Source organism: Cryobacterium ruanii (assembly GCF_004404055.1).
Taxonomy (GTDB): domain Bacteria; phylum Actinomycetota; class Actinomycetes; order Actinomycetales; family Microbacteriaceae; genus Cryobacterium; species Cryobacterium ruanii.
In genome coordinates this window covers 192,132-212,017 of record NZ_SOHK01000017.1, presented here as the reverse complement: position 1 = coordinate 212,017, position 19,886 = coordinate 192,132, and the positions used below count along the sequence as shown (strand labels likewise).

Annotated in this window: 19 protein-coding genes; 11 read left to right on the top strand and 8 right to left on the bottom strand. The window is 60.5% G+C overall.

Going from position 1 to position 19,886, the window contains the following annotated elements:
- Positions 1-37: 37 nt before the first annotated feature.
- The 4 genes from trxB (at position 38) to E3T47_RS12490 (ending at position 3,819) form a co-directional block, all read left to right on the top strand.
- On the top strand, positions 38-1,009 hold the full coding sequence (gene trxB / locus E3T47_RS12505) for a thioredoxin-disulfide reductase (protein WP_134556375.1): 972 nt from the start codon (positions 38-40) through the stop codon (positions 1,007-1,009).
- Positions 1,010-1,019: 10 nt separating this feature from the next.
- Positions 1,020-1,343, top strand: a complete 324-nt coding sequence (gene trxA / locus E3T47_RS12500; protein ID WP_092110604.1) for a thioredoxin — start codon at positions 1,020-1,022, stop codon at positions 1,341-1,343.
- A gap of 100 nt (positions 1,344-1,443) precedes the next feature.
- Positions 1,444-2,808, top strand: a complete 1,365-nt coding sequence (locus tag E3T47_RS12495; protein WP_422386495.1) for an aminotransferase-like domain-containing protein — start codon at positions 1,444-1,446, stop codon at positions 2,806-2,808.
- 54 nt (positions 2,809-2,862) lie between these two features.
- Complete coding sequence (locus E3T47_RS12490) at positions 2,863-3,819, top strand: D-alanine--D-alanine ligase family protein (RefSeq protein WP_134556374.1); 957 nt, start codon at positions 2,863-2,865, stop codon at positions 3,817-3,819.
- Between the two features lie 404 nt (positions 3,820-4,223).
- Here the strand turns inward: E3T47_RS12490 and E3T47_RS12485 are convergent, their stop codons facing one another.
- The 8 genes from E3T47_RS12485 to rpmH form a co-directional block, all read right to left on the bottom strand.
- Complete coding sequence (locus E3T47_RS12485; protein ID WP_134556373.1) at positions 4,224-5,174, bottom strand: ParB/RepB/Spo0J family partition protein; 951 nt, start codon at positions 5,172-5,174, stop codon at positions 4,224-4,226.
- Positions 5,174-6,145, bottom strand: a complete 972-nt coding sequence (locus tag E3T47_RS12480) for a ParA family protein (protein ID WP_134556372.1) — start codon at positions 6,143-6,145, stop codon at positions 5,174-5,176. The genes E3T47_RS12485 and E3T47_RS12480 overlap by 1 nt, the downstream gene beginning before the upstream one ends.
- Positions 6,146-6,221: 76 nt before the next feature.
- Positions 6,222-6,905, bottom strand: coding sequence for a 16S rRNA (guanine(527)-N(7))-methyltransferase RsmG (gene rsmG, locus E3T47_RS12475; protein WP_166805722.1), 684 nt, complete (start codon positions 6,903-6,905; stop codon positions 6,222-6,224).
- 68 nt (positions 6,906-6,973) lie between these two features.
- A complete protein-coding gene (locus E3T47_RS12470) occupies positions 6,974-7,435 on the bottom strand; it encodes a Jag family protein (protein WP_241982269.1) in 462 nt (153 codons plus the stop codon).
- A 149-nt stretch (positions 7,436-7,584) separates the two neighbouring features.
- Positions 7,585-8,568 (bottom strand): membrane protein insertase YidC, encoded by a 984-nt coding sequence (gene yidC, locus E3T47_RS12465; protein WP_134556370.1) that lies wholly within the window; start codon positions 8,566-8,568, stop codon positions 7,585-7,587.
- A gap of 8 nt (positions 8,569-8,576) precedes the next feature.
- A complete protein-coding gene (yidD, locus tag E3T47_RS12460) occupies positions 8,577-8,888 on the bottom strand; it encodes a membrane protein insertion efficiency factor YidD (RefSeq protein ID WP_134556369.1) in 312 nt (103 codons plus the stop codon).
- Positions 8,885-9,262, bottom strand: coding sequence for a ribonuclease P protein component (gene rnpA, locus E3T47_RS12455; protein ID WP_134556368.1), 378 nt, complete (start codon positions 9,260-9,262; stop codon positions 8,885-8,887). Before rnpA ends, yidD begins: the two co-directional genes overlap by 4 nt.
- A gap of 23 nt (positions 9,263-9,285) precedes the next feature.
- Positions 9,286-9,423, bottom strand: a complete 138-nt coding sequence (gene rpmH / locus E3T47_RS12450) for a 50S ribosomal protein L34 (RefSeq protein ID WP_010204566.1) — start codon at positions 9,421-9,423, stop codon at positions 9,286-9,288.
- A 326-nt stretch (positions 9,424-9,749) separates the two neighbouring features.
- On the opposite strand from rpmH, the gene dnaA reads away from it, so the two are divergent.
- The 7 genes from dnaA (at position 9,750) to E3T47_RS12415 (ending at position 19,849) form a co-directional block, all read left to right on the top strand.
- Positions 9,750-11,303 (top strand): chromosomal replication initiator protein DnaA, encoded by a 1,554-nt coding sequence (gene dnaA, locus E3T47_RS12445; RefSeq protein WP_422386494.1) that lies wholly within the window; start codon positions 9,750-9,752, stop codon positions 11,301-11,303.
- Between the two features lie 486 nt (positions 11,304-11,789).
- Positions 11,790-12,938 carry a DNA polymerase III subunit beta gene (gene dnaN / locus E3T47_RS12440; protein ID WP_134556366.1) on the top strand — a complete coding sequence of 383 codons (1,149 nt, stop codon included), beginning with the start codon at positions 11,790-11,792 and terminating at the stop codon, positions 12,936-12,938.
- Between the two features lie 5 nt (positions 12,939-12,943).
- Entirely contained in the window at positions 12,944-14,128 is a 1,185-nt protein-coding gene (gene recF / locus E3T47_RS12435) for a DNA replication/repair protein RecF (RefSeq protein ID WP_134556365.1), read from the top strand.
- Complete coding sequence (locus E3T47_RS12430) at positions 14,121-14,660, top strand: DciA family protein (RefSeq protein WP_134556364.1); 540 nt, start codon at positions 14,121-14,123, stop codon at positions 14,658-14,660. The genes recF and E3T47_RS12430 overlap by 8 nt, the downstream gene beginning before the upstream one ends.
- Before the next feature lie 120 nt (positions 14,661-14,780).
- The gene (gyrB, locus tag E3T47_RS12425; RefSeq protein ID WP_134556363.1) at positions 14,781-16,799 is read left to right on the top strand and encodes a DNA topoisomerase (ATP-hydrolyzing) subunit B; all 2,019 of its coding nucleotides are present in this window, start codon (positions 14,781-14,783) and stop codon (positions 16,797-16,799) included.
- A 91-nt stretch (positions 16,800-16,890) separates the two neighbouring features.
- Positions 16,891-19,452: a DNA gyrase subunit A gene (gyrA, locus tag E3T47_RS12420; RefSeq protein ID WP_241982268.1), complete on the top strand. Its 2,562-nt coding sequence runs from the start codon at positions 16,891-16,893 to the stop codon at positions 19,450-19,452.
- The gene (locus tag E3T47_RS12415) at positions 19,445-19,849 is read left to right on the top strand and encodes a DUF3566 domain-containing protein (protein ID WP_134556361.1); all 405 of its coding nucleotides are present in this window, start codon (positions 19,445-19,447) and stop codon (positions 19,847-19,849) included. The genes gyrA and E3T47_RS12415 overlap by 8 nt, the downstream gene beginning before the upstream one ends.
- Positions 19,850-19,886 lie beyond the last annotated feature (37 nt).

The window sequence follows — 19,886 nt, the reverse complement described above, 5'->3', positions numbered from 1 at the left end:
CTTGCCCGTCTTGCCTACCACTGCAAGGAGTGTGCGCGTGCGCCAGATCATCATCATCGGCTCCGGACCGGCCGGCTACACCGCGGCGATCTATGCCGCCAGGGCCAACCTCAAGCCGCTCTTGATCGCCAGTTCGGTGGAGGCGGGCGGTGAACTGATGAACACGACCGACGTCGAGAACTTCCCGGGTTTCCCCGAGGGCGTGCAGGGGCCCGACCTGATGACCAAGATGCAGGAGCAGGCCGAGCGTTTCGGAACCGAGGTTGTCTACGACGACGTCGAGTCGGTTGATTTGATGGGCCCGATCAAGACGGTGACCCTCGGAAACGGCGATATAGAGCACGCCCTCGCAGTCATCTTCGCAACCGGGTCTGCCTACCGCAAACTCGGCCTGAGTGACGAAGAGCGCCTGTCGGGTCGCGGTGTGTCCTGGTGTGCCACCTGCGACGGTTTCTTCTTCAAGGGCAAAGAGATCGCAGTCATCGGCGGCGGAGACTCCGCCATGGAAGAAGCGACCTTCCTGACCCGGTTCGCTTCCAAGGTGCATGTCATCCACCGAAAGGGGGAGCTGCGCGCCTCCAAGATCATGCAGGAGCGCGCCTTTGCCAATGACAGGATCGAGTTCACCTGGAACTCCGAGGTCATCGGCATCACCGGCACCGATGCTGTCGACGGTCTCAACCTGCGCGATACCGTCTCCGGTACCGAGAGCAGCCTTCCTGTGGGCGGCGTGTTCGTGGCGATCGGCAACGACCCGCGCACACACCTCGTGCACCAGCAGCTCGATCTCACCGCGGAGGGCACCATCGCCGTCGCGGGGCGGTCCTCGCTCACCAGTCAGGCCGGCGTCTTCGCGGCCGGTGACGTGATCGACTCCAGCTATCGTCAGGCCATCACCGCGGCCGGCTCCGGTTGCGCGGCCGCTCTCGACGCTGAGCACTACCTCAGCACCCTTTCCGCCGCCTTGCTAGCCCAGGCCGGCGACACCGAACTCATTTCAGCCAACTAAGGAGCACCGAATGACCGCACGATCCGTCACCGAAGCCAACTTCGATCAGGAAGTAATCAATAACGAGAAGACCGTGCTGGTGGACTTCTGGGCCGAATGGTGTGGCCCTTGCCGCGCCGTCAGCCCGATTCTCGACCAGATCGCGGCCGAGAACGCCGACAAGCTCGACATCGTCAAGCTCAACGTCGACGAGCACCCTGCCCTGGCCGCCAAGTACCAGATCACCTCCATCCCCGCGATGAAAGTCTTCCAGAAGGGTGAGGTCGTCAAGACCGTCATCGGCGCCAAGCCGAAGCCGCAGTTGGAAAAGGACCTGGCCGACTACCTCGTTTAACCAGCTCCTACACGTGAAACCCGCCCGGTATGAACCGGGCGGGTTTTTTCGTGCCCGGTGCCACCCCATACGATGAAGACGACAGTAGAACGGATGCGACGTGACAAATCAGGGTTCTCCCCAGGCCGACGCTGTACAGACAAGTACTGTGCAGGGTGGTAACAACCTCGACCCGTGGTACCACCACTACGCCGACCGCGCCGCGGGTCTGAAGGCCTCCGAGGTGCGCGCCCTCTTCGCCGTGGCGTCCCGCCCCGAAGTCGTCTCCCTCGCCGGCGGTATGCCATACGTCGCGGCCCTGCCCCAGGACCGCGTTATCGATGCCATGGATCGTGTCATGCGCCACAAAGGTGCCACAGCCCTTCAATATGGCTCTGGTCAGGGAGTTCCCCTGTTACGTGAGCAGATTCTCGACGTTATGGCGCTCGAAGGGATCAAGGCGAACGCCGACGACGTGGTGGTCACCACCGGCTCCCAGCACGCTCTCGAACTTGTCAGCAAACTGTTCCTGAACCCCGGCGACGTCGTGATCTCGGAAGGCCCGAGCTACGTTACCGCCATGGTCATCTTCAAGTCTTATCAGGCCGAGGTCGACCACGTGCCAATGGACGAGAACGGCCTAATCCCGGCCGCACTGATCGAGCACATCGCTGCCCTGAAGGCGTCCGGCCGCACCATCAAGTTCCTCTATACGATCCCTAGTTTTCACAACCCGGCCGGCGTCACCCTCAGTTGGGAGCGCCGCCTGGAAATTCTCGAGATCTGTCGCTCCAACAATATCCTCGTGCTCGAAGACAACCCCTATGGCCTGCTCTACTTCGACAAACCGGCACCGGATGCCATTCGCTCGCTCGAACGCGACGGTGTCGTCTATCTGGGTACCTTCTCCAAGACCCTCGCTCCCGGATTTCGGGTCGGTTGGGCACTCGCCCCCCACGCGATCCGCGAGAAACTCGTGCTCGCTAACGAGGCCGCCGTGCTTTCCCCTAGCTCCTTCACCCAGATGGTCATCTCGGAGTACCTCTCCACCGCCGATTGGAAAGGTCAGATCAACACCTTTCGCGGTGTTTATCACGAGCGCAAAAACGCCATGCTCTCCGCGCTCGACGAATACCTGCCTGACCTGGGCTGGACGAACCCCGCCGGCGGCTTCTATGTCTGGGTCACCCTGCCCGAACAGCTCGATTCTAAGGCCATGCTGCCCCGTGCGGTCAAGGAGCTGGTCGCGTACACACCCGGCACGGCTTTCTACGCCGACGGTGACGGGCGGCAAAGCATGCGCCTAGCTTTCTGCTACCCCACCCCAGAGAATATTCGCGTCGGCATTCGTCGACTCGCCACGGTAATTCGCGGTGAACTCGATCTGCTCGAAACTTTCGCGGGGACGGGCGCGTTAGGCGCGGCCCCCGACCGGCCAGGCACCAACTATCAGCGCTACGCCGGACCACCGGCCAATATCTCATAGCTCGACTGCTTCAATTCGCCTCCTACCCTCAATTATCTAGGAAAAGACCTGATCATGAGCGAATTAATTCCTCTTAACATCGTCATACTGGCCGGCGGAATCTCGCACGAACGTGACGTTTCACTGCGCTCAGGGCGCCGGGTAGCGGATGCCCTCACCGACGCGGGCCACTCCGTATCTGTACTAGACCCCGGCCCTAACCTGCTCTCCACTCTCAGCCAGCAGTCCCCCGACCTGATCTGGCCCACCCTGCACGGCGCAACCGGCGAGGATGGCGCGCTGCTGTCCCTACTCGAAACCACCGGCATTCCCTTTCTCGGCTCGCGCGGTCCCGCTGCCGCCCTGGCCTGGAATAAGGCCACCGCCAAGGAGCTCGTGCTGCGAGCCGGTTTCGCCACTCCCCCGGCCATCGCACTGTCCACGGAGACCTTTCGAGATCTCGGCGCCACGAGCGTGCTCGAGCACTTGATCAGCGCTATCGGCCTGCCCCTCGTCGTCAAGCCCGCCCAGGGTGGTTCCTCCCAGGGTGTCACCATAGTGCGCACCCCCGCCGACCTGCCGCGCGCCATGGTGGACGCCTACACCTACGCCAACACTGCCCTCGTCGAAGCCTACATAGAGGGCACCGAGGTCACCGTGGCCATTATCGACACCGGCGACGGCGCCACAGCCCTCCCCATCGTAGAAATTGTTCCCGTTGACGGCGTCTACAGCTTCGAGGCACGCTACAACGCGGGCGAAACCGACTTCTACACGCCAGCCCGCCTAGCTGACGATGTAGCAGCGGCCGTTTCTGACGCCGCCGTTGCCATTCACATGCTTCTCGGCCTGCGACACCTAAGCCGAATCGACCTCATCGTCGACAGCGTCGGCACCCCGTGGTTCCTTGAGGCCAACGTGCTACCCGGCCTCACCGAGACCTCCCTGGTACCCCAGGCCATCGAGGCCGACAGTCAAACACTCGGCGCCACCTACTCCGTCCTTGCCACGCACGCCCGGACCAACCAGTAGTCCTCGGCACTGTTTCACGTGAAACATGGTCACAGCGGAACGCAAATAGCCTGCGGGAGAACGATGGGTCTCGGCAAGCTCGACTAGCAGTGCACGCTTGTTTCACGTGAAACATCACAAGCCAACGATTGCTTAACGTGAAACATGATTGCCGCGACCTTTGTCAGACAGCCGATGTGCGCCCACCAAGATGATTGCAGCAGCGACGGGTTGTCCGCGGAATTGCGCATTTCGGGGTTGACGCCCCCCTCGCATGCCTTTCGCGCAATACCGTCGGGATCCTCAATGTCTGAACCAAGAAGGGTGACACGCCGCTGGCGCCAACCGCGGAAACTAAAGGCTACGCTCTCACACCGGCCGCCAGGACAAACGTTTCACGTGAAACACGAAAGACCAGAAACAAACTAGCTCGCGCTAAAGCCAGGCTCTCCGAGCACCGCCAGGATGCGATTGAGATCACCGATAGTGGCGAAATCGACTGTAATCTGGCCTTTTCGCACGCCAAGGTTAATTTTTACGCGAGTATCAAGGCGATCACCGAGGTGTTCCGCAATCTCGTCGAGGTGCCCCTGCCGTCGCCCTGGCAACGGTTTTGCCTTCACGAGCTTAGGCACCGCCGTCGCTGCAGCCTCGGCTGCACGCACCGACAGGTCCTCTTCAACAATTTTGTCGGCCAAGCGCAGCATGCCAGCCAGGTCACCCACTGAGAGAATCGCCCGAGCGTGACCGGCCGAGAGTACGCCGGCCGCCACACGCAGCTGCACCGGTTCCGGCAATTTCAGCAGTCGTAGCGTGTTGGTGATCTGCGGGCGGGACCGACCAATGCGATTCGCCAGTTCCTCCTGGGTGATGCCAAAGTCGGCGAGCAGTTGCTGGTACGCGGATGCTTCCTCGAGCGGGTTCAACTGCGCGCGGTGCAGGTTCTCCAGCAGAGCGTCACGTAACATGTCGACGTCGGCAGTCTCCCGGACGACCGCGGGAATGGAGTCCAGCCCGACCTCTTTGGTTGCGCGCAAGCGACGCTCACCCATGACGAGCTCGTATTTGCCGGGCTCATCACCCAGTGGACGCACAACGATTGGCTGCAATACCCCGACTTCCCGGATGCTGTGCACGAGCTCGGCGAGGTCATCCTCGTCGAAGATCGTGCGTGGCTGGGCTCGGTTGGGAACGATATCTCGCGGGTTCAGGTGAGCCAGGCGAGCTCCAGGAACGGGCACGAGGCCGGGGGAGGCATCCGCTTCAATGACCACGCCGCGCGGAAAGAAAACGTCGACCGGACGAGGCGCCGCTGTGTCGTCCTGCACCGGAATGAGTGCACCGATGCCGCGACCGAGGCCTGTTCTTTTCGCCATTATTGCTGTTCTCCTAATTGGGACTTTTCTCCTCTTTCGGGCTGTTCTCCCGTTCGGGGAGCACCGCGATGGGCCATTTCTGCTGCTGCTTCGAGGTAGGAGAGCGATCCTGCGGAGTTGAGGTCGTAGCTGACGACACTCTGACCGTAGCTCGGGGCCTCAGAAACGCGCACAGAGCGTGGAATTGCAGTATTCAGTACCTCTTTGGGAAAGTGATCGCGTACTTCCTTGGCTACCTGGGTCGCCAAATTGGTACGGCTGTCATACATGGTCAGCAGGATCGTCGACACGACGAGGTCGGGGTTCAGATGCTTCTCGATCAGGGCGATGTTCTTGAGCAGCTGGCTCAGGCCTTCGAGCGCGTAGTACTCACATTGAATGGGAATGAGAACCTCACGCGCCGCAACGAAGGCGTTGATGGTCAGCAGCCCGAGCGACGGCGGACAGTCAATAAAGACGTAGTCGTACGCCTCGGCCACCTCGCCTAAATAGAGGTCGAGCGCGCGGCGCAGGCGCTGTTCGCGCGCCACGAGCGAGACCAGTTCAATTTCGGCACCAGCGAGGTGGATGGTAGCAGGAACACAGAACAGGGCGCCGAATTCAGGGCTTTTCTGAACAACCTCTGACATGGGCATGTCATTGATGATGACGTCGTAGACGCTCGGCGTTTCGGCGCGGTGCTCCACGCCCAGGGCGGTAGAAGCGTTGCCCTGCGGGTCCAGGTCGATGACCAGAACGCGGGCTCCTTGCCGGGCGAGTGCGGCGGCCAGGTTCACGGCCGTGGTGGTCTTGCCGACCCCACCTTTCTGGTTTGAAATCGTCAGCACCCGGGTCTTCTCAGGCTTGGGCAGGTCCCCGGCCGCGATGACCTGACGGCGTCGCGTGAGTTCTGCGATTTCGCGAGCGAGCGGCGTAGTACCGTCGAACCCAACAGCCTTGCCTGTGCGCTGATCTTCAGCAGGATGTTTCACGTGAAACCTTTACGCTCGACGGTGGATGAGCCACCCGAAAGGGACCCCCGAACACCAGATCTGGTGACATTCGGGACTAGTCCACTGTAGCCCGGATGACCCGGGTTGCCTCCGACAGCACGCCGACGCCGAGGGTGATGACCTCGATATCACGGAGACGATACTTGCGAATGGGCTTCGCTGCGGCGTCCACTTCACGCTGGGCGCCCTCACCCTTCATAAGAATGAGTTCGCCGCCGGATCGCAGCAGGGGTGCCGTCAGGGGAATGAGTTTGCTGAACGCACTCACCGCGCGCGCGGTGACCTGATCAAGCGGATGCGCCAGCCGCGCCTCTTCCGCACGCGCCCGCACCACGGTCACATTGGTGAGGTGCAGCGCGGTGACCTGATCGTTCAGCCAGGCGACTCTACGCTCCATCGGCTCGATCAGGACGAAGTTCACATCGGGGCGGGCGATGGCTAGGACCAGCCCCGGCAAGCCAGCGCCGGAACCCACATCACCGACGATGCCCGGTCGCAACAGCGGTGCCACGACGGCGCAGTTGAGAATATGCCGAGACCAGAGCCGGGGGAGTTCCAGCGGGCCGATTAGGCCCAAAATTTCGCCCTGATCAGCCAAATTGTTCGTAAAAGAACGAATCAAGTCGATCTGGGGACCAAAAAGTGTGGCCGCGGCGGCAGGCTCGAGTTCGAGTTCTACCAATTCGGCCGCCACCGACCCAGCGGCATCCGCCTGGCCCTCGTTCCATTTCGAGGCCATGGACTCACCCGCGTTCGAGGCTGAACGAATTGGTTCCGGCGTGGCAGATTCCGACATGTCCGAGGAGACTACGCTGCAGTGATGACGGTGTGGCGGTCGCGACCCTCGCCGGAGGACTCGGACCGGTAGCTGCCGCTCGCAGCGACAATATCGTGTACGAGCTTCCGCTCGTAGGAGGACATGGCGGGCAGGTCAGCTTCGGTCGCTCCAGCGACGATCCGCTCAATGGCGCGCGCCACGAGCGCGGCGAGCTCAGCCTCGCGTGCCTCGCGGGATCCACCGATGTCGAGGATCAATCGCGAGAACGAGCCGGTCTTGTTCTGCACTGCGAGGCGGGTCAGTTCTTGCAGGGCGTTGACCGTTTCCGGCTTGGACAACACGCGCAGGTTGTCGGCGTCGGACGCCTTGACCGAGAGGTACGCGCGGCCGTTGCGGGCATCGATGTCAATATCGCCGTCCAGGTCGCAGATGTCGAGAAATTCCTCGATATAGTCTGCAGCGATGTCACCTTCACGCTCGAGTTGATCGATCGTGAGGGGCGCCTCGGCGACACTGCCCGTCTCGCCCGCGGTGGGGGAGGCATCCGTTGTTGCGGCGGGAACTGCGCTGTCATCAGAGACGTTATGGGCCTCAGTGCTGACCTCGGTGAGGTTGGTCTTATCCGTCACGGTGATCTCCACTACTTTTTCGGGCCGGTTTGCTTCTTGGCGCGGGCCTTGCCGACCGGCTGCTGACGCTGCACGGGCTTGGCGGGCTCCTCGACCACAATGATGTCACCATCGGTCCCGATGAGCTTGCCCTTGCGAGCCAGGCGCTCCTCGCGTGCCTTGGCGGCCTCACTGCCGGGCGTCGGCATGTTTCGAATCACCAGGAACTGCTGAATCATGGTCCAGAAGTTGGAGGTGAGCCAGTAGAACATGACGCCGAGGGGGAATGCCACACCGGAGAACGCAAAGACGAGGGGGAGCAGATAGAGCATGATGCGCTGCTGCTTGAACATGGGGCTCGCCTTGGTCTCCGGAGACATGTTCTTGGAGACGATCTGCAGCTGAGTGATGAATTGCGACGCGGTCATCAGCACGACCATGGTGGCGGCGATAATCATGACGGTCACGTTGAAGGGTTCACCCGCGGTCCAGAGCGACCACTGCGAGGCGAAGGTATCGTGCAAGGGGGCATTGCCGAACAGCGTCGCACTGCCGAAGCTCTCTGCGAGACTCTGGTTGAGCGGGCCAACGCCGGCGTTAGACCGCTGAGCGTCGTTCAGCACCGAGAACAGGGCGAAGAAGATCGGCATCTGCAGCAGCAGCGGCAGGCAGGAGCTCAGCGGGTTGGTGCCCGTCTTCTTGTACATGGCCATGGTCTCGCGGGACATGGCCTCGCGCGAGAATTGGTCCTTCTTGCCCTTGTACTTGTCTTGGATCTTCTTGAGCTCCGGGGCTACCTCAAGCATCTTGCGCTGGCTTTTGATCTGCCGGACGAAGATGGGAATGAGGGCCGCGCGCACGACCAGAACAAGGCCAACGATGGACAACACCCAGGTGAGACCGTCGTCGTAGCCCAGTCCCGCGATTCCCATCTGGGAAAACAGCCAGTGGAAGGCTACGAGCAACAACTCGACCACCCATTTCAGAGGCCAGAGGATCGTCCCTATGAGGTCCATACTGTGGGTTAGCCCTTTCCGTGGCTGGGTGCGACGACAAAACCGAACGACGTCACCCGAAAGCGACGTTTGTTTTTGAGAGGTACATCATCGATGCCGCCTTCAGACCACGGATGACAATGGCTCAGTCTGCGGGCAGCAAGGGCACAGCCCCACGCTAGTCCGTGTTCCTGTACGGCCCCCAGTGCGTAAGTCGAACAGGATGGGTAAAACCGGCACACATCGCCATACAGTGGTGAGATAACGGCACGATAGACGCGGAGAACAAGCACACCCACATTGCGGGGCAACAGAATAATCGTTGTGACTATCGGGTTCATCGACCCGCACTGCTTTTTCGCAAAGAAAGCGGGCGGGAGAGGGAATGTTGTACTTCTTCGTGCAGTGTCTGCCACGCTGCTTCGCGCGCCGCCGGCAAGGCACGGATCACGACGTCCGTTCCCGGCGGTACCAGGGACATCAGTTCGAATGTGACCGCCTTCAGGCGGCGGCGAACGAGATTGCGCCGCACGGCGTTACCCACATTCTTCGCGACAATGAAGCCAAAACGAACCGAAGTACCAACAGGGTCTGAGGGCCCGGCAGGACTTTTTCGCACATAGAGCACGGTGTGCGCACCGACGATTCGCACACCGCGCCGAACGACACCTTGATAATCGCTGCCGCTCGTGATGCGGTTTACGTGAGCGAGCACGAGAACCTGGCGACCACGAGAACCTACGCGGAGAGTTCGGTGCGACCCTTGCGACGGCGGGCACCGAGGATGGCGCGGCCGGCACGGGTGCGCATGCGCAGACGGAAGCCGTGCACCTTGGCGCGACGACGGTTGTTCGGCTGGAAGGTTCTCTTGCTCATAGTTCAATCTCCACGTATTTGAATCACCGCCGGCCAATTTCCCCTCGGCCAGAACAGCAGCGCGCGCAGAAGTCGGAAGCCCACGGGATGGGGTCAACTGATTAAAACTACGGCCTCGACCACGTCTGGTCAAACTCACGCCCCGAATCGGCAAAATCTCCACAATAATGACTCCTACGCAGATTCCAGGTGGAGAAGGCGAAGTCACCGTCGAATTCGCCTCGCTGAGCGGGATTGACTACCGTGAAGACAAGTTATCCACAGGTTGGTGCCCCCAACCTGAGAATTAGGTCGATTTTATACACAAGCGGTGGATAACTTTAACGATGAGCCTGAACCTTGCCGTGATCACGCGCCGTGCGGCCCGCGTAACGGTTGATGGGCCGACGTCCGACACCGGCCGTGCACCTTCCGCCCGCGGCCCGCTCGCGAAAGACCAAAAAACACAGATTGTAGGAACAATGGCAGACGTCGAAGCGCCGATAGCCGAGACATGGCGGTCCGTTCTGACCACGTTGGAATCCGACGCCACGATCACACCCATGCTTTACGGGTTTCTGAGTCTGGTGGAGCCGAAGGGCATTGCCGCCGGCACCTTCTATCTCGAGGTGCCCAATGAGTTCACGGCCAGCATGCTCAATCAGCGGATGCGGGTACCCCTGCTCACTGCGATGGGCCAGCTCGATGAAGCCACCGCCGTGTCGACGTTTTATGTGGTCGTCAACCCGGAGCTCGAGCAGGAATCGTTGCGTCCCGTGCAGCAGACGTTGACTCCGCCGGACGTCGTCACGCCGGCCACACCGCAATCGGTGTTCGAGGGGACCGTGCCCGCTCAGCCGCACGAGACCCGGCTCAACCCCAAGTACAGCTTCGATAACTTCGTGATCGGGCAGTCCAACCGGTTCGCACACGCCGCCGCCGTAGCCGTGGCCGAAGCACCGGCCAAGGCCTACAACCCACTTTTCATCTATGGATCGTCGGGTCTTGGTAAGACTCACCTGCTGCACGCCATCGGTCATTACGCAATGAGCCTCTATCCGGGTATCCGCGTGCGCTACGTCAGTTCCGAAGAATTCACCAACGACTTCATCAATTCCATCGCGAATAACCGCGGCGCCGCCTTCCAAGCGCGCTACCGCAACATCGACATCCTGATGATCGACGACATTCAGTTTCTACAGAACAAAGCGGAGACCCAGGAAGCCTTCTTCCACACCTTTAATACCCTGCACGACCACAACAAACAGGTGGTCATCACGAGCGACCTGCCCCCCAAACACCTCACCGGCTTCGAAGACCGTATGCGCAGTCGCTTCGAGTGGGGTCTGATAACGGATGTACAGGCTCCTGACCTCGAGACCCGCATCGCCATTCTGCGCAAGAAGGCCCAAAGCGAAAAGCTGCAGGTGCCCCACGACATCCTCGAGTTCATGGCGTCAAAGGTTTCGTCGAATATTCGTGAACTCGAGGGGACCCTGATTCGAGTCACGGCTTTTGCAAGCCTTAATCGCACGCCGGTCGATATGGACCTGGTCCAAACGGTGTTGAAAGACCTCATCACTCTCGACGAGGACAATGTGATCGCGCCCGTCGACATCATCACGAACACCGCTAATTATTTCAAGCTCTCGGTCGATGACCTGTACGGGTCCAGTCGGTCACAGGCCATTGCCACTGCCCGACAGATCGCAATGTACCTGTGCCGTGAACTCACCAACCTGTCCCTGCCCAAGATCGGGCAGCTATTCGGCAACCGCGATCACACAACCGTCATGTACGCGAATAAAAAGATCAGTGAGCTCATGAAGGAGCGTCGGTCCATCTACAACCAGGTGACCGAGCTGACCAACCGAATCAAGCAGGACCATCGCTACAAGTAATTCGGCATCGTCAGAAAGCTTCGAATTTCGCGGTCCCACCGAAAGTTTTAAGGTTTTCACCGTGGTTGGGTGTGTGCACGCCCGTGCACACACCGTGTTCAACCCTGGTGGGCCGCTTTTTTTTAGTTTTCACACCTGTGGATAACCCTGTGGAATTAACTCACACAACGTGGCCATTCCTGTAGAAACTCGGGGCCAGTCTGTAGAAACATGTAATTACGCTGCGATCGACTTGCGCAAACGAATGACAAACTTCCACAGCTCGCCCACAACTTACAAACGTGTAGTTCCCAATCCCTGAGCGGTTTTCACAGAGTTATCCACAGTTTCCACAACGGTTAAGAAGATTAACAAGAATTCTTTAACTTGATCTAGCCGACAACCTTGACTCGAAATGCCATTGGACCTGCACGGTAACGAACCGGCCGGTGACAGCAGCTAGCATTGAGGCCCACCCATCCGCCCGTCGAACGCAAGGAATATTTCGTGAGATTTCAGGCAAATCGGGATGTCTTCAGCGAAGCAGTGTCCTTCGCGGTCAAACTTCTTCCCCAACGAACGACCCTGCCGATTCTGAGTGGTGTGCTCATCGAAGCCACCGCCACGGGCTTGATTCTCTCCTCCTTCGACTACGAAGTCTCGGCCCAGACCGAGATAATGGCCGAGGTCGAGGAAACCGGTAAGGTACTCGTCTCGGGTCGCCTCCTCGCCGAAATCGCCAGCCGCCTCCCGAACGCACCGGTGCGTTTCTCTACGGAAAACTCGCGCATCAAGGTCAACTGTGGATCGGCCAGCTTCACGCTGCTCTCTATGCCCGTTGAGGAATATCCGAGTATTCCGGTTGTCAGCACCCAGTCCGGCCTCGTCCCGGCTGAAGAATTCGCCGCCGCAGTCGCCCAGGTGGCCGTGGCTGCGTCACGCGATGATGTCACTCCCGTGATCACCGGCGTGCAGCTCGAGGTCACAGAAAACAGCCTGAGCCTCGTCGCGACCGACCGATACCGTGTCGCGGTTCGGGAAATTGACTGGGATCCAGGCACCAGCGCCGCTACAGGTACGGTTACGGCCCTCGTGCCGGCGCGTACCTTGCAGGAAGTCGGCAAGACTTTCGGTCATAGCGGTACCCTCTCGGTCTCCATCACCAGCAGTGACGATCGCGAACTGATCGCGTTCACCGCGAACAAGAAGACCGTCACCTCGCTGCTGATCAAGGGAAACTTTCCCCCGGTACGTCGTTTGTTCCCCGCCACCGTTGACAACTATGCGGTCATGAACACGGCCGATCTCATCGAAGCCACCCGCCGCGTGCAGCTCGTGCTGGAACGCGAAGCGGCCTTGCGTTTCACTTTCGCCGTCGATGGGGTCACCCTCGAAGCCGTCGGCTCCGAGCAGGCCCAGGCCTCGGAAACCATTGACGCCATCCTCTCCGGCACCGAGACCATCGTCTCCCTCAAGCCACAGTTCCTGCTTGACGGACTCAGCGCCGTTCATTCCGAATTTGTGCGCATCTCGTTCACCAAGACGGAGAACCCGAACAAGCCAGGGCCGGTCCTCATCACCAGCCAGACCTCGCGCGAGCAGGCCGGAGCGGACAGCTACAAGTATCTGCTTCAGCCCAACTTGCTGTTGCGCTAACGCCGGTGCGGGTCACCCACCTCTCCCTGACCGATTTTCGCAACTACGCGAGCGCCGAGGTCGGGTTTGTTCCGGGCCCGAACCTCATCGTCGGGCGCAACGGTCAGGGCAAGACCAACCTGATCGAGGCGCTCGGTTTTCTCAGCACGCTGAGTTCACACCGTGTTTCCAGCGATAAGGCCATGATTCGGGCCGGACGGGACGCCGGCATCATTCGAGCCCGGCTTGAATACAATGGCCGGGAGATCCTGGCCGAGGTACAGCTCAATCGCACCGGACAGAATCGGGCGCAGGTCAATCGCTCGGTCATTAAGACCCGCGATCTTCCCCGCTATTTCTCGAGCGTCGTGTTCGCCCCCGAGGACCTTGCCTTGGTGCGTGGCGATCCCTCTGGTCGTCGCAAGTTTCTCGATCAGCTCCTGGTATTGCGCACCCCGCGTCTCGCCGCCGTACTCAGCGATTACGACCGGGTGCTCAAACAGCGCAACACACTACTTAAATCGGCACGGGCTAGCGGAGCGCGCGGCAACCAGCTTTCAACGCTCGATATCTGGGACGAACGCTTGGTGGAGTTTGGGTCGGAAATCATTGACGAACGAGCCAAGCTCGTGCAGCAGCTCGGTGACCCGCTCCGCGCGGCCTATCGGGCGGTGGTGAACGAGGATCACGGCCCGGCCCTCGTCGCCAGCCTGAGCATCCTGGGTGCTGACGAAGACACCGACCTCAGCGCGGAGAACATTAGGACATCTACTGTTGCGGTTGGTTCGGTGGAATCCACCACCAACGAGATCTTTCGTACGGCTCTGGCCGGACTGCGCAAACGGGAACTGGAACGAGGAATCACCCTCGCCGGGCCGCACCGCGACGATTTGGTCTTCATGCTCAACTCCCTGCCGGCCAAGGGCTATGCCAGCCACGGGGAATCGTGGTCCTTCGCGTTGTCGTTGAAAGTCGCATCTGCTGCGCTGTTGCGCCAGGATTCGGCCAGTGGCGACCCGGTCCTGATTCTCGATGATGTCTTTGCTGAACTCGATCTGAACCGCCGGGCTCGGTTGGCCGCTGCGATCGCATCGTTCGAACAAGTGCTGATAACGGCCGCCGTACTCGAGGATGTCCCGAAAGCCTTGGTGGCCCACACTATTCACATCCATGGTGGTCAGGTTCAGAGCGGAATGGTCAACAATGGCTGACAAAGATGTTCCACGTGAAACAGGGCAGGAACACGATGCACGGGAATTCGCTACCAGTGAAGCGGCGAATGTCTACCTGCGGTTTAAGGGCATCTTCGGCGATCCGAACGCCCGGCGCTCGCGTGGTCGCAAGCGACCTGCGCCGGCCGCCGGTTCGAGTGTTCCCTTTGGAATCGGGCGCGACCCGCGCGGTCTCGGCGATACCATCGACTCGCTCACCATGCAGCTTGGGTGGAACTCGCCCCTGGCCCAATCCGAACTTCTCGCGTCGTGGGCGGAATTGGCCGGGGACGAAACCGCCAACCATTCCACCCCGGCGGGCATCGATGACGGCGTGCTCACCGTGCACTGTGAATCCACCGCCTGGGCCACCCAGTTGCGGCTGATGCGTAATGTCATCATGGAGCACATCGTGAATCGGTATCCGGACGCGGGCATCCAGTCAATTCGTTTCCAGGGGCCCAACGCGCCGTCCTGGAAAAAGGGCCCCAGATCAATTCCAGGGCGTGGTCCGCGCGATACCTACGGGTAACCCAGCATTTAGGTCAACCCCTTGAACAAAACGCGTCAAACGACGATTATGGCCGGTTGGTCTCCCCCTGTTTGGTAGACTGAATGGTCGCCCGTGCGATGGTCAGGAGCCTAATTTCAGATGACAGTTGAACCGACGCCCGAACGCACGTCCCCAGATATATCCCCAGTTGTGGCGGAGCGGGAGCCGGAGCATGAGTACGGTGCCGACGATATCCAGGTGCTTGAAGGCCTGGAAGCCGTTCGTAAGCGACCCGGAATGTACATCGGGTCCACCGGACCGCGCGGACTGCACCACCTTGTCTATGAGATCGTCGACAACTCCGTCGACGAGGCTCTCGCCGGGCACTGCGACAGCATCGACATTCGCATCCTTGCCGACGGCGCGATCCGCGTCGAAGACAACGGCCGAGGAATTCCCGTCGATATTCATAAGACCGAGGGGCGGTCGACCGTTGAGGTAGTGCTGACTGTGCTGCACGCTGGCGGCAAGTTCGGTGGTGGTGGCTACTCCGTCTCCGGTGGATTGCACGGCGTCGGAAGCTCCGTCGTCAACGCCCTATCGAGCCGCCTCGAGGTCGAGGTTCGTCGACAGGGATTCATCTGGCGTCAGAGTTTCGCCAACGGTGTTCCAAATGCGCCCCTGGAACAGGGCGAAACGAACGACGAAACCGGCACGACGATCACATTCTGGCCCAGCGCGGAAACCTTCGAGACGACCGAGTTCGATTACGAAACCCTACGCGCACGCTTTCAGCAGATGGGCTTCCTTAACAAGGGCCTGCGCCTCACCCTCACCGACGAGCGTGAAGCCCACCGTACCGACGAAGGCAAGGTCGTCAGTAATACCTTTAAGTACGACAAGGGCCTCGTCGACTACGTCGAATATCTCAACCGTGCCAAGAAAGCCGAACTCGTCAACGACGAGATCATCTCATTCGAATGGGAAGACCACGAACGCAAGATGGCCCTCGAAGTGGCCATGCAGTGGACCACGGCGTACACCGAGAGTGTGCACACCTACGCGAACACGATCAACACCCACGAGGGCGGAACCCACGAAGAGGGTTTCCGCGCTGCTCTGACCACCCTGGTGAACAAGTACGCCCGTGAGAAGGGCATCCTGAAAGAGAAAGATGACAACCTCACCGGCGACGACGTGCGTGAAGGCCTGACCGCAGTCGTGTCGATCAAACTTGCCGAACCGCAGTTCGAAGGCCAGACCAAAACCAAACTCGGCAACACCGAGGCGAAGTCCTTCGTGCAGAAGGTTGCCAACGACCAGCTCACGGATTGGTTCAACCGCAATCCGAATCCGGCCCGGGAAATCATCCGTAAATCCTTGCAGGCGTCCAACGCTCGTATGGCCGCCCGTAAGGCGCGCGAGACCGCACGCCGAAAGGGACTGCTTGAGGGTGGCGGCATGCCAGGCAAGCTCAAGGATTGCCAGAGCAAAGACCCCTCGATCTCGGAAATTTTCATCGTGGAGGGCGACTCGGCCGGCGGCTCCGCCGTGCAGGGCCGTAATCCGGAAACCCAGGCGATCCTCCCCTTGCGCGGCAAAATCCTCAACGTGGAGAAGGCCCGGCTCGACCGTGCCCTCGGCAACAACGAGGTCCAGGCCATGATCACGGCCTTCGGCGCCGGCATCGGTGAAGAGTTCAACCCCGATAAGGTGCGCTACCACAAGATCGTTTTGATGGCTGACGCCGATGTCGACGGCCAACACATCACTACCCTGCTGCTGACCCTGTTGTTCCGCTATATGCGCCCGCTGATCGACCTCGGCTACGTGTACCTCGCTCAGCCGCCGCTGTACCGGCTCAAGTGGACCAATTCGCCGCACCAGTACGTGTACTCCGATGCCGAGCGCGATGCGCTCCTCGCCGATGGCGCCGCCGCCGGCAAGCGCATCCCGAAGGACAATGGAATCCAGCGCTACAAAGGCCTCGGCGAGATGGACTACAAAGAGTTGTGGGAAACCACTATGGCTCCCGAATCCCGCACGCTGTTGCAGGTCACCCTGGACGACGCGGCATCCGCCGACGAAATCTTCTCCACCCTGATGGGTGAAGACGTCGAATCACGACGTAACTTCATTCAGAAAAACGCGAAGGACGTGCGTTTCCTTGACATCTGACGACACCACGGGTGGCTCCGACCGGGTCAACCCCGAGGACACCGCGGCTCACGCTGCGGCGGCAGCAGCGCACCTCGTACAGCACGGCAAGATCGACCAGGTTGATCTGCAGCTGGAAATGCAACGCTCCTACCTCGATTACGCGATGAGCGTCATCGTCGGGCGCGCGCTGCCCGACGTGCGCGACGGCATGAAGCCGGTGCACCGACGAGTGATCTACGCCATGTTCGACGGCGGCTACCGCCCCGACAAGGCCTTCTCCAAGTGTGCCCGCGTGGTCGGTGACGTGATGGGGCAATTCCACCCGCACGGTGACTCCTCCATCTATGACGCCCTCGTGCGTCTCGTACAGCCGTGGAGTTTGCGCTACCCGCTCGCCCTCGGCCAGGGCAACTTCGGTTCCCCTGGCAACGACGGTGCAGCAGCCCCACGATACACAGAAACGAAGATGGCCCCGCTCGCCCTCGAAATGGTGCGTGATATCGACGAGGATACCGTCGATTTTCAGGACAACTACGACGGCCGCACCCTCGAGCCGACCGTGTTGCCGGCCCGTTTTCCGAACCTGCTGGTCAACGGCTCCGTCGGTATTGCCGTCGGTATGGCCACCAACATTCCACCGCACAACCTGCGGGAGGTCGCTGCAGGCGCCCAGTGGTACCTCGAGAACCCCGACGCCAGCCGCGACGAACTGCTCGAAGCGCTGATTTTGCGCATCAAGGGCCCCGATTTTCCCACCGGCGCGCAAATCCTTGGCGTCAAGGGCATCCAGGACGCCTACCGTACCGGGCGAGGGTCCATCACGATGCGGGCCGTGGTCAGCATCGAGGAGATTCAGGGTCGTACCTGCCTCGTCATCACCGAGCTGCCGTATCAGGTCAACCCCGACAACCTCGCGATCAAGATCGCCGACCTGGTCAAGGACGCCAAGATCACCGGCATCGCGGACATCCGTGATGAGACCAGCGGCCGCACCGGCCAGCGCCTTGTGATCGTGCTCAAACGCGACGCCGTCGCCAAGGTCGTGCTCAATAATCTCTATAAGCACACCCAGCTGCAGGAGAACTTCGGTGCCAACATGCTCGCCATCGTCGACGGCGTGCCGCGCACGCTTGCCCTCGACGGCTTCATCTCGGCCTGGGTCACGCACCAGATCGAGGTCATCGTTCGGCGTACTCAATTTCGCCTCAACAAGGCCGAAGCGGATGCCCATATTTTGCGTGGCTACCTCAAGGCGCTGGACGCCCTCGATGAGGTTATCGCGCTCATCCGTCGGTCCAACACGGTCGACGACGCCCGCGAAGGTCTCATGGCCCTGCTCGACGTCGATAAACTGCAGGCCGACGCCATCCTCACCATGCAGCTGCGTCGCCTGGCCGCCCTCGAGCGCCAGAAAATCATCGATCAAGCCGCCGAACTCGAATTGCAGATCGCGGAATTCAAGTCTATTTTGGCCAGCCCCGAGCGCCAGCGCACGATCATCAGCGAAGAACTCGCCGAGATCACCGCGAAATTCGGCGACGATCGCCGCACTGAGATCATGTTCGGCTTCGACGGCGACATGTCCATCGAAGACCTCATTCCCGAAGAAGAAATGGTGGTCACCGTCACCCGTGGCGGCTACATCAAGCGCACCCGCAGTGACAACTATCGCAACCAGCACCGCGGCGGCAAGGGTGTCAAGGGCGCTCAGCTGCGCGCCGACGACGTGGTCGAACACTTCTTCGTGACGACGACGCACCATTGGCTGCTCTTCTTCACCAACACGGGCCGGGTCTACCGCGCCAAAGCTTACGAGGCGCAAGAATCGGGCCGGGATGCCAAGGGCCAGCACGTCGCCAACCTGCTCGCCCTGCAGCCGGGCGAGGAAATCGCGCAAATTCTTGATATTCGCGACTACGAGGTAGCCCAGTATCTGACCCTCGCCACCCGTGACGGACTGATAAAGAAGACCGCGCTCCGCGAATACGATACCAATCGCACCGGCGGCATCATCGCCATCAAGTTGCGCGAGGGCGACGAGCTCGTTTCGGCACTGCTGGTCGAAGATGATTCCGATCTGCTGTTGGTGTCTCGCAAGGGCATGTCCATCCGCTTCACGGCCACGGACGAAGCACTGCGCCCAATGGGCCGCAGTACCTCCGGCGTGATCGGAATGCACTTCCGCGGCGAGGACACTCTGCTCGATGCATCGGTTATCAATGACGATGGATTTGTGTTCGTGGTAACCGAGGGCGGTTACGCCAAGCGCACCGCGGCAGACCAGTACCGGCTGCAGAATCGTGGGGGGCTCGGCATCAAGGTGGCCAAGCTCAACGACGACCGCGGCGATTTGGTCGGCTCGTTGATCGTGAACCCCGAGGACGAGGTACTTGTGGTTCTTGCCAGCGGCAAGGTGGTACGCTCTGACGTCGCTGAGGTTCCGGCAAAGGGTCGGGACACGATGGGCGTCGTTTTCGCGAAATTCGCGGATGAAGACAGAATCATTTCCATCGCGAAGAACAGCGAACGTAATCTGGTCGCCGTGGCCCCCGAGCTAGAAGAAGAGGGCGCAGCGGATGCCGATGCACCATCTGGTGCCGTCGATACCAGTGCTGCAGAAGGCGCTGTATCCGACCGTGATTCAGGGAAAGTAGAGACACCGAATGAGTAGCGTCGCCGAAAAGCTCGCCAAAAAATCCACTCGCAAGACAGCGACTAAGCAGGTTCGTCTGAAACTGGTTTACGTCGACTTTTGGTCGAGCGTGAAACTGTCTTTCCTTGTGGCGATTTGCCTCGCCATCGTCACGGTCGTGGCGACCTTCCTTACCTACACAGTGCTCGTGCAGACTGAAGTTTTGACCAAGGTCGACGAGTTGTATGCCACCGTCGCGGGAGAGTCGGCTGACCTGGCCTCCATGCTTTCGATCGGCAATGTCATGGGCTTCGCCGTCGTTGTGGCCGTGCTGAATATGGTCGTGATCACGGCCCTCGGGGCCGTCTATGCCGTGCTGTACAACCTCAGCGTCAAAATTACCGGCGGCCTCCTCGTCGGGTTCACTAACAACTAACCTGTTCGTTTCTCTCGCATAATCGAGGGCTGTTTTT

What these genes read in the sequence shown, in the direction of transcription:
- trxA (WP_092110604.1), top strand. Translation starts at nt 1,020, where the DNA reads ATGACCGCACGATCCGTCACCGAAGCCAACTTCGATCAGGAAGTAATC.
- E3T47_RS12490 (WP_134556374.1), top strand. Translation starts at nt 2,863, where the DNA reads ATGAGCGAATTAATTCCTCTTAACATCGTCATACTGGCCGGCGGAATC.
- E3T47_RS12485 (WP_134556373.1), bottom strand. Translation starts at nt 5,174, where the DNA reads ATGGCGAAAAGAACAGGCCTCGGTCGCGGCATCGGTGCACTCATTCCG.
- rsmG (WP_166805722.1), bottom strand. Translation starts at nt 6,905, where the DNA reads ATGGCCTCGAAATGGAACGAGGGCCAGGCGGATGCCGCTGGGTCGGTG.
- yidC (WP_134556370.1), bottom strand. Translation starts at nt 8,568, where the DNA reads ATGGACCTCATAGGGACGATCCTCTGGCCTCTGAAATGGGTGGTCGAG.
- yidD (WP_134556369.1), bottom strand. Translation starts at nt 8,888, where the DNA reads ATGAACCCGATAGTCACAACGATTATTCTGTTGCCCCGCAATGTGGGT.
- rpmH (WP_010204566.1), bottom strand. Translation starts at nt 9,423, where the DNA reads ATGAGCAAGAGAACCTTCCAGCCGAACAACCGTCGTCGCGCCAAGGTG.
- dnaA (WP_422386494.1), top strand. Translation starts at nt 9,750, where the DNA reads ATGAGCCTGAACCTTGCCGTGATCACGCGCCGTGCGGCCCGCGTAACG.
- E3T47_RS12430 (WP_134556364.1), top strand. Translation starts at nt 14,121, where the DNA reads ATGGCTGACAAAGATGTTCCACGTGAAACAGGGCAGGAACACGATGCA.
- gyrB (WP_134556363.1), top strand. Translation starts at nt 14,781, where the DNA reads ATGACAGTTGAACCGACGCCCGAACGCACGTCCCCAGATATATCCCCA.
- E3T47_RS12415 (WP_134556361.1), top strand. Translation starts at nt 19,445, where the DNA reads ATGAGTAGCGTCGCCGAAAAGCTCGCCAAAAAATCCACTCGCAAGACA.